This window comes from Sphingobacterium sp. NPDC055431 (assembly GCF_053644255.1).
Genome location: NZ_JBSHLH010000016.1, coordinates 76,790 through 92,578, shown reverse-complemented (window position 1 = coordinate 92,578; position 15,789 = coordinate 76,790). Strand labels below are relative to the sequence as shown.

The 15,789-nt window shown below is 41.1% G+C and carries 12 protein-coding genes and 1 tRNA gene; 4 read left to right on the top strand and 9 right to left on the bottom strand.

What is annotated here, in order from left to right; translation table 11 throughout:
* Window positions 1-12: 12 nt before the first annotated feature.
* The 4 genes from ACWIB3_RS14180 to ACWIB3_RS14165 all read right to left on the bottom strand — a co-directional run bounded on the left by ACWIB3_RS14180 (window position 13) and on the right by ACWIB3_RS14165 (window position 5,862).
* Window positions 13-86, bottom strand: a tRNA-Ala gene (locus ACWIB3_RS14180).
* 36 nt (window positions 87-122) lie between these two features.
* Entirely contained in the window at window positions 123-2,024 is a 1,902-nt protein-coding gene (locus ACWIB3_RS14175) for a DUF3857 domain-containing protein (protein ID WP_454291926.1), read from the bottom strand.
* Window positions 2,021-3,991 carry a DUF3857 and transglutaminase domain-containing protein gene (locus tag ACWIB3_RS14170; protein WP_454291925.1) on the bottom strand — a complete coding sequence of 657 codons (1,971 nt, stop codon included), beginning with the start codon at window positions 3,989-3,991 and terminating at the stop codon, window positions 2,021-2,023. The genes ACWIB3_RS14175 and ACWIB3_RS14170 overlap by 4 nt, the downstream gene beginning before the upstream one ends.
* A 98-nt stretch (window positions 3,992-4,089) precedes the next feature.
* Complete coding sequence (locus tag ACWIB3_RS14165) at window positions 4,090-5,862, bottom strand: ABC transporter ATP-binding protein (RefSeq protein ID WP_454291924.1); 1,773 nt, start codon at window positions 5,860-5,862, stop codon at window positions 4,090-4,092.
* Between the two features lie 147 nt (window positions 5,863-6,009).
* On the opposite strand from ACWIB3_RS14165, the gene ACWIB3_RS14160 reads away from it, so the two are divergent.
* The 4 genes from ACWIB3_RS14160 to yajC are packed head-to-tail and all read left to right on the top strand — an operon-like array spanning window position 6,010 to window position 8,873.
* Complete coding sequence (locus ACWIB3_RS14160; protein ID WP_185214205.1) at window positions 6,010-7,080, top strand: Glu/Leu/Phe/Val family dehydrogenase; 1,071 nt, start codon at window positions 6,010-6,012, stop codon at window positions 7,078-7,080.
* 48 nt (window positions 7,081-7,128) lie between these two features.
* Window positions 7,129-8,079 (top strand): transcription antitermination factor NusB, encoded by a 951-nt coding sequence (gene nusB, locus ACWIB3_RS14155; RefSeq protein WP_185214206.1) that lies wholly within the window; start codon window positions 7,129-7,131, stop codon window positions 8,077-8,079.
* Window positions 8,080-8,090: 11 nt separating this feature from the next.
* The gene (locus ACWIB3_RS14150) at window positions 8,091-8,534 is read left to right on the top strand and encodes a DUF1573 domain-containing protein (RefSeq protein ID WP_454291923.1); all 444 of its coding nucleotides are present in this window, start codon (window positions 8,091-8,093) and stop codon (window positions 8,532-8,534) included.
* A gap of 27 nt (window positions 8,535-8,561) precedes the next feature.
* Complete coding sequence (yajC, locus tag ACWIB3_RS14145; protein WP_185214208.1) at window positions 8,562-8,873, top strand: preprotein translocase subunit YajC; 312 nt, start codon at window positions 8,562-8,564, stop codon at window positions 8,871-8,873.
* A gap of 372 nt (window positions 8,874-9,245) precedes the next feature.
* Here yajC and ACWIB3_RS14140 read toward each other — a convergent pair whose 3' ends face one another.
* Genes ACWIB3_RS14140 through ACWIB3_RS14120 form a run of 5 tightly spaced genes read right to left on the bottom strand, consistent with a single transcriptional unit; the run spans window position 9,246 to window position 15,788 of the window.
* Window positions 9,246-10,280 carry a PKD domain-containing protein gene (locus ACWIB3_RS14140; protein WP_185217553.1) on the bottom strand — a complete coding sequence of 345 codons (1,035 nt, stop codon included), beginning with the start codon at window positions 10,278-10,280 and terminating at the stop codon, window positions 9,246-9,248.
* 20 nt (window positions 10,281-10,300) lie between these two features.
* The gene (locus ACWIB3_RS14135) at window positions 10,301-11,677 is read right to left on the bottom strand and encodes a DUF1735 domain-containing protein (RefSeq protein ID WP_313261256.1); all 1,377 of its coding nucleotides are present in this window, start codon (window positions 11,675-11,677) and stop codon (window positions 10,301-10,303) included.
* A gap of 11 nt (window positions 11,678-11,688) precedes the next feature.
* Window positions 11,689-13,407 (bottom strand): LamG-like jellyroll fold domain-containing protein, encoded by a 1,719-nt coding sequence (locus tag ACWIB3_RS14130; RefSeq protein WP_254527981.1) that lies wholly within the window; start codon window positions 13,405-13,407, stop codon window positions 11,689-11,691.
* A 10-nt stretch (window positions 13,408-13,417) separates the two neighbouring features.
* Window positions 13,418-15,028: a DUF5008 domain-containing protein gene (locus ACWIB3_RS14125; protein ID WP_313261260.1), complete on the bottom strand. Its 1,611-nt coding sequence runs from the start codon at window positions 15,026-15,028 to the stop codon at window positions 13,418-13,420.
* Between the two features lie 4 nt (window positions 15,029-15,032).
* Window positions 15,033-15,788 (bottom strand): fasciclin domain-containing protein, encoded by a 756-nt coding sequence (locus ACWIB3_RS14120; protein WP_214648463.1) that lies wholly within the window; start codon window positions 15,786-15,788, stop codon window positions 15,033-15,035.
* Between the last annotated feature and the right edge of the window lies 1 nt (window position 15,789).

Genomic DNA, 15,789 nt, shown 5'->3' with positions numbered 1-15,789 from the left:
TGCGTTATATTGTGGAGAATACCGGATTCGAACCGGTGGCCTCTTGCCTGCCAGGCAAGCGCTCTAGCCAGCTGAGCTAATCCCCCTTAGCGCAGCAAATATACTGGAATTTCCGATATTTCCTATTTCAATGCTAAATTATATTTTGTGCCGTCCGTGATGGATACATCCAACATGAACTTGCTGAAATCCGCATAGCTCGATACAGGGTATTCACCTTCACGGAGTTGCAGCTTTCTATAGCATATCATCTTGCCGTCCTTGATATCCACACGAAACTCATAAGTACCCATGGGGACTTCTAACTTTTTGTTGATCGGGATAATATTGTTGGAAAGATTCTCCGGTAATTCGATTTCTGTCTCGTCGATATCGGTATAGCCCCTTGAGATCCGAACGACGTTCATCCTGTTTCGAATGTCAGGGATCGAAGCGCTACGGTTCAGGAAGTTCGGAAATACCGTGACGTTGTCATTGTTCTTGATAGCAAAGTTCTCAGCTTCAATATTTAGGTCCTCAGTAAGCGAAAGCTTGCCGTTGTTGTTAATACTATACTTAATGTCCTTGAATTGGATACGGTTGATGTCATATTGCCTAGCTAGCGATTTGATCTGCTCATCCTTGATCTTCTTTACGTTAGGGAAGTGATTTTCAAACTGGAAGCCTGAAAATTCAGTTTTGATCATTCCGCTTATCTTTCCATCGGTATTCAGCTTAAAGATACTTTTTCTATGTTGTAGGCTCTCATCATAGGGATAGCTGTCAGTCCTTAAGATCTTACCACCATTTTCGGTCATGGCCAATACCAGCCTGTCATCGGTAAAATCGCCTAGGTAGCCAAATGGAAGATCTTGGTTCGTGCATTCCAGCCAGGTGGTATCATTTTGAAACGGCAAACAAAGGATTACATGGTTTCCATCGATGAGGTTTGCAAATTCAGGTTCGATATTCATCTTTCGATTGCCCGCTTCCACGATGCAATAGTAGGAGGGGATATTGACTACATCCAATAATGATTGCATATAGTTTACCAAAGCCTTACAGTCGCCATAGCCTAAGCGGTCTACATCAGATGCGGGAAAAGGTTCCTGTCCACCTATACCAACCTGAACGGAAATATACCTTGTCTTTTTCTGTAGATATTCGTAGAGAGCCTTGGCTTTTTCCTGATCGGTCTTTAGGTCCTTGCAGATCTCCTTAACCTTTGCTGCGGTTGCTGCAGGCAAGTCTCTTTTGTCCTTTAGCAAGGCGCTGTTCAGCCAGTCTCCATAAGATTTCCAGTCATTGGCTTTTCCGGCATGTTTGTAGTATTCAAAAGATTCAGGAACTACAAAAACGCGCATGCCAGTCTCATGTCTATTTGGGCTATAGGGTTCGGAACGAACCGCATTGATATTCTCGATGTCCCAATAGTAAGATTTCTGTTTCCCTTTCATGGTTTCTTTGCCCTCTTTTTTGAGGTTCTTTTTCAAGATCCTCAAGGTATAGTTGGGATCCGCCAAGATCTCATAACTGCTCTTTTGAACGGAGATGTCAACAGCAAAGTCAGGGCGCCAAGAATTGATGGCCAGTGTTTGGTTATGACGGACCTCATACTCTGTTGCTACTGTATAGGGAAAAGAAGGCAGTGAAGGGGATAAGTGCTTTATTCTGGTGTTAGTGAACATGGTTCCCTCGTCAGAAGCGCTATAGTCCTTAAAATCCTTCATGGAATATTTCTTTACAGTCTTGCCATCCGAATCTAGGACCTCTACCTTGATGTTCTTGATCTGTTTGGACTTGTCATAAGACATCGTGATACTGTTGTAGTCTTCTCCAGCGCTGTTATGGATTGTAATCACGCGTCGTCCTGTTTCTATCATCTCACTAGGACTCTTGATATCGTAAGTGGTATGTTCCTCACGGACTGTTGCCGACGCACGGCTCAGCAATTCCTTCGGTATGTTGGAAACCTCGTATTGGCCAAATGAATCATATTGGCTCAACAGGAGGAAAGTAAGTATAAATCCTATTTTTCTGATCATATCTTCTTGAATTGAAAATCAGTCATTTGTTGTTGGATGATCCTAGAGAAGAATTCTTTCAGGTGAAAATATTCCTCGGGAGTGAAAATGGCCTTGTTCAGCATGGTTGTTTGCTGCAACATCAAAATGTTGTTGTCATACAAGGACCTGAAGGTGTATTTAGCTGTGCTTTCCGGTAAGGACATGGCAGAATCCTTAGGTTTGTTTGAAATGGTATAACCAGTTGGAATGCTGATATTGATATTGTAAGTCTCGCTTCTTGGCGCGCCAAAATCCACGTGGTAATTTCTTTCCTCCAGTTTGAACGGGTTTTTGCTCATTCTCTCGTAGATTATCGGATTCAAGAGGATCGCATCAGGTCTAAAGTTTTCCCTTAGGTCCATTTCAAATTCCAACTGTTCAACAAGAGGTTTTTCCATGTCATCAATATTTTCCACTTTGGAGCTCAATAGCCTTAGGGAGGTAACTTTTTCCATCTGTTTTTCCTCATATTCTTCAAAGCTATTATAACTGTCTATCTCATTTCTCTTATAAAGAGCGTCCAATCCTGAGTACTGGATACGGATAGTTCCTGTAATCTTGCCCGTACTGTCCAATTTTCCAAGAATATTATACTGTTTCCTCGAGGATATTTCATTCTTTAACGGAACCCAATCCGAATTGCTTCTCGAAAATATAACCCTACCGCGGTCATTGATGGAGCTCATGGGCAGTTCACCGAACGGAAGGAACTTTTCAGAGGCATCCAAAAGGTAATCCTTTCCATCAATCTTAGCCATGCAGATAACTGCGTTGAAATCCGTCATCGCAGGGAACAGAAAGTTTGGGATACCATTGTTACGGGTAGAGATTATGACAGGGTAAGCCTCAATATCAGCAGCATTCAATCCCGCTACCAAGCCGAGGTTAATATCAGCAATATTGCCTTTTTTAGTTTCTAAGGCTTTTTTTATTCCTTGTTCAGCAAATTTTCCCAAGACATTATTGAACGTAATGTTTTTCTGGATATAATAGTAAATGGCCTTAGCCTTGTCTAATTTGTTTTCTTTGCTTGCCAATATCCCAGGCATTATATCCTTAAAAGCCCCTTTATTTTTAATCTGTCCACCAAATTCTTTTTCCAACATCAGGTCTTGGTCGATATCGGACCAGTTTTTTGCATAATTGGTATGTGGTCCAGTTGGGTCGAGGTAAGTCCTGAGCTCATAGTTGATCGACGAAATATAGTTGATAGGAGCCAACATATAATCTTCTTCCTTGAAAGCTGGAACATCCTTCATGATATAGGTCATTTTCGAACAATCCTGTCTATCACCACCCAAAAGGAAATGCTTGTTCAAAACCGTAGATTTCTGGTCCGATAACGGCAAATAGCCTTTCAAGTTAGTGTTATAGACAAATGTCGCGGGAATAACTGCAACATATTCACTATGCAGCTTTGGCAGATCCGATTGGAAGTACCAAGTCCTGAAGGTTCTTACACCTGGAGATGATAGTCTGTAAGAATATTCAATAATGGAGTTGTCTTTAATATTGGGAAGGGTGAATTTTAATTCATGTCTATATTGGGAGGCTTTATCGGTGAAGATGGCTTCTTTCTTCAGGTCATCTGTTACGAGTTTGCCGTTTTCAAAATTATGGGTTCTACCTTTGAGGTCCCGCACATATTCCATATCAGACCCATACTTATAGAGTGGGATATTGATATTGGCTGAACTAGCACCCTCTTTGTCCAAGATCTTGATCCGAACATGCACGTTGTGGACCACCATCAAGGCTTGGTCGCTTTCGCTGTACTCCAGTTCAGTTCTTCCATGTTCAAATAATACAATTGCATGTGCAGAAGTATCGTTCTGCTTGTGGTCAGTAGAGAATAATGCCAAGTCCAATTTTGGTAAAGGATTGTCTTGAGCTTTCCCCAATAGGCATACACATACCATGCAGAGGCCTAACAACATAGATTTCATAATGATTTGGTAATAATTATAGTCAAATGTAAATATTTTACATCTGATTTAACAGGAGGGGAAACGAATTATTTGAAAATATTTTCTGAGGATAATTTTTAAGCCTCCAACAATTGTTTTTCGTAGAGGGAGGCGTATTCACCATCCATATTCAGGAGCTGTTCATGGGTACCTTCTTCGATGATTTTACCATCTTCCAGTACGATAATATGGTCCGCGTTTTTAATGGTGGAGATACGGTGTGCGATGATGATGGAGGTTCTGCCATCCATGATTTTGCCGAGATTATGAAGGATTTCTTCTTCGGTCTTGGTATCCACGGCCGATAGGCAGTCGTCAAACATCAAGATCCTAGGGTCTTTCACCAGTGCCCTTGCAATGGAAACCCTTTGCTTCTGTCCTCCAGAAAGGGTGATTCCACGTTCACCTATATGGGTTTCAAAGCCTTCGTCAAAACCGATGATATTGTCATACACCACGGCATCCTTAGCTGCCTGCTCCACTTTTGGAGTATCAACTTGGTCCAGACCAAATGCAATGTTACGGGCAATGGAATCCGAGAAAAGGAAAACCTGTTGTGGTACAAAACCGATTTGCTCTCGCACCGATTTTAGTTCATATTCCTTGATGTTATGCCTGTCATAAAGGATTTCACCTTGGTCTGCATCAAACATGCGCATCAATAGGTTGGCCAAGGTGGATTTACCTGAACCTGTTCTTCCAATGATGGCCATGGTTTTACCAGCAGGGATATGGAAACTGACATTGTCTATGGCCTTGATGCCTGTCTCCGGATAGGTGAAAGAGACGTTCTTCAACTCAATATCACCGTGCAGTTCATGCGTCAGTTGGCCGGTAGCAATATCAGATTTGGTATCCAGGAATTCATTGATCCGCTTCTGGGATGCTGCAGCACGTTGAATAAGCGAAGTCACCCAAGCCAAGGACATCGCCGGGAAGGTCAATTGATTGACATAGATAATAAACTCTGCGATATTTCCCGCAGTGATGTTACCAGCGTTCACTTCAAGGCCACCGATATATACCGTAATGATGGTACTGAAGCCGATCAAGAAAATAATCAAAGGGAAAAAGACAGCCTGGACCTTAACCAAGTTCAGGTTGATGTCCTTATAGCGGTCACTTTCCACCTTGAATTTGTCCATCTTGTCCTGTTCGCGGGTATAGGTCTTGATAACGCGGATACCAGAAAAAGTCTCTTGCACAAATGAAGAAAGTTGCGACAATTGACGCTGGATCCTTTCACTCCGTCTATTGATCACCTTGTTTACAAACAGGATTATCACCGAAATGATCGGGATAGGCAGTAGGGCATAGGTAGCCAATGTCGCATTGACATTGTACATGGCATAGATGATCATGATGGACAATACAACCGTATTGATCGCGTACATGATCGCTGGACCTAGGTAGTTACGGACCTGATTGACATCTTCCGTCGCTCGGTTCATCAGGTCACCCGTATTATTCCTACGGTAGAAGGCGAAATCTAGCTGCTGATAATGCTGGTAGATTTCATTTTTAATATCATATTCAATATGTCTTGAGGTCAGGATCAGGGTCTGGCGCATCATGAAGAGGAATATCCCGCGCAACAGGGCCAAGACCAGGACGACGATACCAAAAAACAGAAGGGATTTACTGAATACCTCATAGATGATGGATTGCCTATCAAAGCCATCGTACAATCGGTACAGGTCGATGTTCTCTTTGACCAAGTCAAAAGCTTCACGGATGACCTGTGCAGGCAGAATTCCGAAGTAATTGGATATAATTACGAATATCACACCTGGGATTACGCGCCAACGATATTTATAGAAAAATTTATTGAGGTATGATAGTTCCTTCATTTGAACAAAAATAATGGATAATTTTCAATAAACTATGCAGTAAAGTTGTGATAATGTCAATAGTTTGCCTTAAATCGAATATTTTAAGGCTTTTGGCTAAAGAACTAAATAATTTGCTAATTTTGTACCTGTTAATTTTGTTTGTTTATGCAAAAAGATTCTACCTCGCTATTTGATTTGATGCGTGTTTCAGACCATCAAAATATTTTCATTTGTAATGATAAGGAAGTTGGTTTGAAAGCTATTGTAGCTATTCATGACACCACTTTAGGACCTGCTATCGGTGGCGTTCGTATGTTGCCTTATGCAACCGAAGCTGAAGCTATCGAAGATGCCTTGCGTTTATCTAAAGCGATCACCTACAAAGCTTCCCTTGCCGGTCTTAACCTAGGTGGAGGTAGTGCCATTATCATTGGCAACAACAGAACCGAAAAATCAGAAGTCTTGATGCGTCGTTTTGGAAGGTTTATCAACGGATTGAATGGAAACTTTATCGCTTCCATCGATGTTGGTACCACCCAAAAAGACTTAGAATACATTCACGCAGAAACTAATTATGTTGCTGGCTTGCCAACTTCATTGAATGGTTCTGGTGATACAACTGTATTTGCCGCCAAAGGTGTTTATTACGGAATCAAAGCTGCTATCAAAGAGCTTTATGGCGATGATAACCTTGCCGGAAGAAAGATCGCAGTTCAAGGGGTAGGTAGTGTAGGAGAGCATCTGGTTTCTCTATTACGTGCTGAGAATGCTAGGGTATATGTTTCCGACATGACCGAAGAGCGTAAGATGAAGATCGCAGCCAAATACAAAGCTGAACCTATTACGTACTCTACAAGCTTTGAATTGGATGCTGATGTTTATGCTCCATGTGCTTTAGGAGGAACCGTTAATCCGGATACAGTTCCACGTATGCGCTGTAAAATCATTGCTGGTTCTGCAAACAACCAATTGTTGGAAGAGGAAAAAACCGTTGAATTACTGAAGGAAAACAACATCCTATACACACCAGATTTCTTAATCAATGCAGGTGCTTTGATCAGCTGTTTCTCAGAATTAGAAGGTTATGGTGCTGACCGCACTGATCACCTGATCCGTTACATTTACACAGCAACAAGGCACGTTATCCAAAAATCAAAAGAAGAAAATATCTCAACTCATCAGGCCGCTAAAGAATTAGCTGAAAAGCGTATTCAGGACATGAGAAAATTAAAATAATATAGTATAATATCGTTCTTTATTAAATATTCGTTCTTTCAATAAATTATGCTAAATAGAAGACACCTTAGGGTAAAGGTCATGCAGACATTGTATGCCTACAGCTTGTCGGAAGACAAGAACATCGTCAATTTTGAGAAAAGTCTGCTCAAAAGTGTGGAGGAAGTCGATGAAATGTACATCTGGACACTGAATCTCCTAGATGAAGTGGCTGAGTATGTCCTAGTCGATGTGGAAGGAATCGCAAATAAGTGGATCCCAAGCGATAAAGATAAGACCTTTACTTCTACAAAATTAAATAGCAATACCTTCATTGATTCCTTGCGCCAAAACCGTGAGTACCTTGAAAAGGTAAAGCGCTATAAAGTTGATTGGAATTACGATCCAGAAATTGTTCGTTCTATCTTTTCCCAACTCAAGGACTCAGAGGCCTATCTGGAATACCTAAATCTTGAAGACCGTTCCATCTCAGCTGAAAAAGATATCATTAAGTACATCTTCAAAAAGATTATCCTTAAGTCTCCAGATATCGAGCAAGCCTTAGATGAACGTTTCATCAATTGGCAAGTGGACAAAGAGGTTCTTCAAGCTATGATTGCCAAGACCTTCAAGAATTTTAGTTCCGAAGTTCCTGCAAAAAACAAACTGGCTGATCTGACACCAAGTTGGTTAGAGGACAAAGATTTTATCATCGATCTATTGAAGTTGACCATCAAATATACGGATGAATACCAGGATATGGTCGCTGCGAAAACCAAGAACTGGGAGTCAGACCGTATCGCTTTGGTAGATAATCTATTGATGCGTATGGCGATCACTGAATTGATCAATTTCCCAACAATTCCTGTAAAAGTTACCATCAACGAATACATCGAACTTTCTAAATCATTCAGTACCTTGAAAAGTAGTACCTTTATCAATGGTATCTTAGATAAAATCCTTGCTGATTTGAACGCGCAAAGACGAATCAAAAAAGAAGGTAGGGGATTGATCGCTTAAATCATATTAACATGAAAAAACTTATTTTATCATTTGTTGCAGCAACAGTTCTGTTTGCTTCTTGTAACCAAGAAGGCAAGAAAGCAGATGCTGATGCGCAAAATACTACCGAAACAGTAGCAAGTGAAGGAAACGATGGAATCGGAAAGATGCAATTCGAGGAAACCGTTTATGATTTCGGAAAGATTAAAGAAGGCGAAGTGGTTAAGCATGTTTTCAAATTCGAAAACACCGGAACTAGCCCAGTAATCCTTTCCCAAGTTTCTGCGAGCTGTGGCTGTACCACACCTACCTTTACCACGACTCCGGTATTGCCAGGGAAAGTTGGTGAAATCGCTGTGGAATTCAATAGCAGTGGGCAGGTAGGACAACAACAAAAAATTATCACCATTGCTTCCAACGCTGAGGCAAACATCAGCACCGTTCAACTGAAAGGTGAAGTAGAAGCAATCTAATAAGTAACTATAAACTATAATATACAAATGATTTCAACAATTTTATTACAAGTAGGAGGAAGTGGCTTTACACAGTTAATTCCTATGGTATTAATCATTGTGGTTTTCTATTTCTTTATGATTAGACCACAAATGAAAAAGCAAAAAGAACACAAAAAATATATCGAAGAAATTGGTGTAAACTCTAGAGTAGTGACTACTGCTGGAATCCATGGCCGTATCGTTGAAGTAAGTGACAAAACTTTCTTGGTAGACGTAGGTAATGGCGTGAAAATCCGCTTTGACAAAACTGCTATCTCGCTAGAGGCTTCTAAGGCTTTGAATACTGAAGCTAAATAGTAATTAGTAGAAAGTATTTAGTATTTAGACTTTACTACATAGTTTAATCGGTTAATTTAGGTCTTGATTTATTTCAATCGGTGTCTAAATACTAAATACTAATTACTAAATACTTCAAAAAAATCTCGCTGCATTTCAAAAGATGCAGCGAGATTTTTTTTGGTTTCATTCAAGACATTTTTAGGAATGCTTCGGGATTTCCCTTAGATTTTTCTAGCGCATTTTGCAAGTTTTAGCAATGTGTCTCCAATGAGGTCAAACTGAAAAAATAATTCCTAAAAGGGAAGGGTTAAAAAAAACCTGATTGCTTTTTCTGTAAACAGAATCAGCAACCAGGTTTTCACTAACGTATTAAATTCTAATGTGGAATTTCTAATGAGGGAATTCAAGGATACGGACTTCCGAGATCTGGAAGTTGCTTCCTCCATTCAATTCAGTCATGGAGAATTTGTAATAGTTATAGGCCGTGGTATTGGTGAATCTAAAGGTTCTAGACTGCCTTCTTTCCGTGAAGTATTCTGGACCTCTTTCATCAACCACTACCCAAGTCTTACCATCAATGGAGCCTTCCACTTTCCAACGTCTTGGGTCACGGTCTGGCGAGTCATTACCTGAGGTCATGCTATAGCCATTCACGACTTGCGGCGAGTCAAATAGGAACTGCCAGCTCATATTTGGTCCCACACCACCCACAAATATTTTGGTAGTGATATCACCGTCGATCATTTTCTTGGATCCTTCTCCACCATCCGGGCCACCATTGTTCTCATGAGATACCGAGAACATATTCTCAAAGGTAGTCACATCTTTGATCAGTCCCAATTCGGACACAAAAAGATTCATGAGTGCTACCGATCCTTTAGCCGTCGTCAGCTTAAGCTGGATTTCCTTGAAGGTTCCCGGGTCAAAGGTCAGGTCAATAGTTTTGTCGGTACTCAGGATCGCTCCAGAGGATTTATATCCATCACGCCATTCCGTTTTGCTCACCGCCATACTGGTAGTGAAGGAAAGGTTCAGTTTGCCTGCTCCAAGGGTCTTGGTATTTACCTTGATCAGGTTGGCTGCAGAGATCCGGATCGTCTCCTCACGCTGTGCCCAATATCCTTCTCCATTTAGGGCTACCATTTTCACGACATATGTCCCCGTATTCAAAAAGGTATGTGAAGGTGCCGCCACAGAGGATGTACTGTCATCCCCGAAGGACCAACGTGTTTCCATGAAATTGGTTCCCTTGTTGTCGAATTTATAGGTAAAGGGGTCATTGGCATTTGCCAAAGCATAGGTAAAAGCAGCAGTTGGCTTCGGCTCTTTCTCTATGATTTCAGGAACCCCCTGTTCATCCTTTGTACATGCGCTGCTGATCGAAGCCAAGATCAAGCAGAAAAATGCATATTTCATTATTTTCATCGTTCTGATCATTGTAATTGTTAAGGAATTCTAACCATTCTCCATTCCGCCATTTGGAATAAACTACTGCTTCTAGTTCTTTCAATATGTAGCTTGAACTGTTTGTATGCTTTAGGGAATTCAATGTTAAAGCGTTTGGTTTCTGTACGGTTATTGAAAACTTCCGTTCTGCGTGTATCCAAAGCTTCCCAAGTAGTTCCATCATTGGATCCATAAAGTACCCATTCTGCTGGATCTCTTTCTTGAGCATCATTTCCTGAAGTGAAGGTATAAGCCCCAATCTTCTGCGGCTCATTGTAAACAAGCTTTAATTCGAGGTCTACGAAATCAAACAATAGGAATTTGCTGTTGTAATTGTTGTCAATCAATTTGACAGCATTTTCATTTTGATTATCATTATTTCTGCTGTAAGAATATTCAGCATCATTGGTCACATCTACTTCCACCACATTTTCTGAATCGATCAGAATGATACTATAGTTTTTCTGAGGATTAAGCACATGTAGGGTAGGAGCGCTCAGTTCTACAAGAACCGCTAATTTTTTGTCCAGATTAGCATTGACTACCGACCAAGGAACGTTGATTTCAAGACCTGCAGATTTCGCATTGCTCGCTACCTGTACTTTAGAAGGTATGGTATATTGCTCAGGTGTAAGACCAACCGTATTTGCTGGTAGCTTACCGTCCTTGATCAATTGCGCAATGGTATCAGTCGAGGTTACCACATCCACGGTAAAGGCAGATCCAGGGAAACTGGCCAAGCTAATACCCAATGGCATGGTCAATCCCGAGGAGGAGCTGACATAATTTACTTGGTTTTTAGCTTCTAAGATCGCTCCTGCGCCATTGGTTAGGGAAATGAAATGTATGTCTGATTCCGTGATCAGATCATTGACTTTCAGGATAAGAACACCTGTTGCATTGTTTTTATCAATGTTGTTTCCTTTTCCGGCATTGGTAATGCTGTATCCAATGACAATGTTCTTTCCGAAATATTTTTCCACCTCGGTACGGGTGATGGTCACATTGAACACGGCAGAATCAGCTCCGAAATTTACCTTGGTACTGTTTGGTAAAAAGATTGATTCTGGTTTTACAGCAATGTAATTGCTGCCCAGGTTCTTGCTTTTGATATGGTCAGCCGCTGCTTTTTGATTCACCGCTAGGTTGACATCAAAAGCCTTTGAAGCAGGACTGCTCAATTTGATACTTACCGGAACGGTGATCTGTTCATTGGTTTTGGTAATCCCTCCGGCGATGTCCCCCGAACCTACCGTCGTAGCGGAGCCCGGTTTGATGGAGAAATCCTCCAGAGCCGTATCCTTACATCCAAAAAGGACTGAAAAACAAAGGATGGGCAAGTATATATTTTTGAATAATTTCAATATGGTTTTCATAATCTATAGGTTTATTTATCAATCCAAACACGACCATCAAGACCCCAGCTCAATTGTCTTGGTACTTTCAACCAACTGATAATTTGCGTAGAGATATCGATATTTCTAGGTACCATTGAACTCAATGTCGACGATGTCGGTGCACAAATGAAATCGTTCAATGTGGTAATCGGGTAAGTTCCGTTTGTTTTTAGGTTTGCACCTAAAGGACCTTCATCCACGATGGTTGTAGCATCCTTCGAGTTCATTGGCCAATAGGCAGCCAAGAAATTGATGTTCGGATGGTTTGATACAATACCTACATCACAACTGTATTGTCTGATCGTTTCCGGAGAAAGAGCTTCTTTCCAGAATTTCACATCGGCTATATAGGCATCAGAACGCCAGCCTTCACGTGTTTCTAGGAAACCGATACGGAATTTGGCATCCGATGTAATGGAACCCCAACCTGTAATGTCAGCTTCCTTGGTTTGCTCGCCATTGGTGAACAACCTTACGGTTCTCTTGCCATCTACCATCTGTCCTGTGATAGCGATCGAGTTCCAGGTACCACGGTTCATGTTTCGGTCAGCTTTTACCTCACCCGTTCCTTTATCACCACGGGCATTGAAAATCCAGGACTCGCCATCTAGGTGGATTACCCATCCGATGCCTGTTGGATCTTCACCCCAGCCTCCTTGCCAATGTTGTCTCTTGCCAATAATGGAAGGATACCAGAATGCATAGTTATTGTCACGGCCTTTGTTCTTTTTGATTTTTAACTCGATTGTGAAATCGTCGTTGTCCAGATTGAAAACACTGTTGTCACCAACATCCAGTTGGGCATAGTTTTCAGCATTGAAGCGCATAAAATCACCGATGAATTTATTCCCAATAAATGGTTTACCGATAAATTTGGTTGCATATTTTGGTGAATAGATTATGGTAAATGTGTTCAAAGCCGCATTACTAAAGATGGTATTGTCATTTTGCGCTGGTGGGATTTCATAATCGCCACCTTGGCTTGAAGTAATGATCACCATCCAATTTTCCTTGGCATAATTAGGTCTTGCTTCCAAGGCTTTGATGATCTGACCAACCTGTCCATCGAACTTCTCAATTGCAGCCTTGTATGCAGGTTTAGAAACATCATAGCCAGCTGTTTTACCAACGGCATCGATGGCTGTGAAATGACCTGTAATGAAAGATAGCTTCTCGTCCTTTAAGTCATTGATTACTTTCGTGGTTACATCATCATCATTTTGGGCAGCCTGCGCTTTGGTATTGGCCCCAAAATATTTGAGGAAGGTAGCATTCGGGCTGATGGTGCTCATCTTAATGGAATCACCAGAAGATTCTTTGATCCTGGCAGCCAATAGTGGATATGCATCAAATTTATTGGCTTCCAGATCATTTTCCCTTACCCCATGTTTGCTGTAGTTTACACCAGTGAACAAATTTGCCCAGTTGGAATATATACCTGCTGCGTTTTCTTCACTCAGAGAAACCCAAGAGTAAATGGAGTGGGGCAGAAGGGCATTGATCGTTGTGACATTGGAGGTGCGTACGGATTCGCCGCGGGCACCATCTGCTATCAACAACAATACCTTTGGCGTACCGTAGATTACATCTACGGTATCCGTATTGTTTTCTGGAATAACCTTAGAGAATTCCTCCTGACAGGAAGTGATATTAAGGCCCAGAATGATCAGCATGAAGGCTGAAATGGAGTTTAAAATACGTTTCTTCATAATTAGGAGTTTATTCAATGGTTATTCTAGTTATACCTCTAGTATCTATGTTGTCGAATTTGTAAAAATCACCCAACAACAAGAGCGCTCGCTTACCGTCATCAGAACGCGTTTCATACATTCTCGAGATCAAACCGCCAACCATACCGGTATTGTTCATGCCACTTACTAGATCGCCTTTCGCATCGATGATCATGAAGTTGGTCCTTGAAATACCATTGTAAGTAAGGAAGTAACCTGAAACGGCAATCAATCCATCTTCTAGCTGTAAGGCAAATTTGCTGGTACCACCTTCATTAAATGCTTTTACTTTAAAGTTGGTATCAATCGATCCATTCGCATTTAGCATCACTAATTTTGGCGTACTTACGCCGTTGAAGGTGTTGAATTCCCCTGCCAACATATATTTTCCGGTTTTTTCATTGTAGGTCACACTCTCCACTTTATAATTGGCACCTTTTCCGACATTGAAGGTTTTGTCCACGGTTCCATCCGCATTTAGGCGAACGACATAACCATGCGGTTCAGAGTCGAAACTGGTAAAAGAACCAAAGACAACCATTTTGCCTTTTAAGCTTCCGGTTTTGTGGTAGAAGCCTTTGGTCTGTCCATTAGCACCTGCAAATGCTTTGTTTCCAGAGAAACGGAAAGTCTTGTCAAGCGTACCGTCCAGGTTCAATAAAGCAACAGAACGGATCTCGGTACTATCTAGGATTACAGAGTCTCTGGTCTCTAGATAGTTTGGTTTACCGTAAGTTCTATGGATATGATATCTAAAGTCACCAACTGCCAATATTTTGCCATTATGTTCATTGATATTGTTCACCATAGCATTGAAACCACCATTGAATTTAGCGTAGTATTTGATGGTATCAGGTAGGTGAGGTGGGCGATAAGGTTTTACAGCCATGGTATCGATCTGTCCTACTAAGTTGATACGGGTCAAATTGGAGATATTGTCGGTCCGCTGATCATAACCAGAGAAATTTCCGGCGATGTAATAAGCATTTTGGATCTGTATGATACTGCTCAAGAATCCTTGTACTCCATTTCCAGGACGGAAACTCGCATCAAACTGTCCATTTTTAAAGGTTCTGACAATTCTATTGATCGGTTTGATATTTCCTTTGTTTTCATAGTTGTTAAAGGAACCGATCAGGATATTTTTCTCTTCTACGGTTTGTAGGTAATCGTATACACCACCGCCAGAGGCACCATATGTTGCTTGCCAAGAAGGGTCTATCTTAACCTTTCCTTGAACCGAGAAATTGGGACCATAAAATATGATATCATCAATAAGGATACTGGTAATACCCGTGCTGGCGAATTCCGGCACCTTAACGGTAATTTCAGAATCAGTGATGGATACAATCTCTGCCTTCTGACCATTGAAGTTAAATACGGCTTTATCTTTATGGGCAGCCAGACCCGACACTTTGATTTTTACTTGGGTTCCAGGTCCACCAGTTTCAGGGGATGGTTTTTGCGTACGTTCCATCACGATGCCCAAAGCTTGTTTACCTTCCTGATAAGGTTCAGCATGGTAATCCACTTCTTTGGAGCATGAGAACAATCCGAAGACCGCAAATATGAATATATAATATTTAGCTAACTTGTTCATAATTTTATCGTTTACTTTGAGCAACATCTTCTATCATTTCTTGCGATCCAGGATACAATCCAAAAAAGCTTTTATTATAATCCAAGACGTGGATTATGCCATTGTTGGGCTGTATGTCTGAGGTCGCCACGGGATACGTCACATAAACATCAGGGTTTGAAGGATCAGGGAAATAAGAGAGGTGCAGTTGTCTGTAGCCTTTATATTTCAATCTGGATACTTCCGTAGTTCCACTCATCTGAATAATATCATTGAATACCACTCCAATATTGGATACATTACCCGATTGCGAAATGTAGTTTTGACCTGGATATGTACCCATCAGCGAATAATCGATCTGTGGGTAGTCCGCCAGTTTGTTCTTTCCGTTGAACATATAGCGCAGCAAGTTTTTTCTCCAGATAGCAGAATCAATATCACTCAACTTTTGGATGGTATCCAAACCCATATTAAATAGGTAGGTATTGAGTGAACCACCGGTTCTAATAGTTCCGATCAATTGCTTGATATCCGGATCCGAGGGAGCAAAAAAGGTAAACTCTTTGGTCTTGAATTCATTTTCCAGTCCGGCAAGTTTGATTACTTGGACTAGGGAATCAAATAATACCGGTTTAGATTCCAGGTATTCCAATATGGTTCCATTAAATTCAGCCTTTGCCAATCCGCCATCCTCGTAATAATCGTCTTTACTACAGGCGCTTATAAACAGGATTCCGAAAAGGAAAAGAGCGATGTGTAGGGGTTTAAATATCTTTTTCATC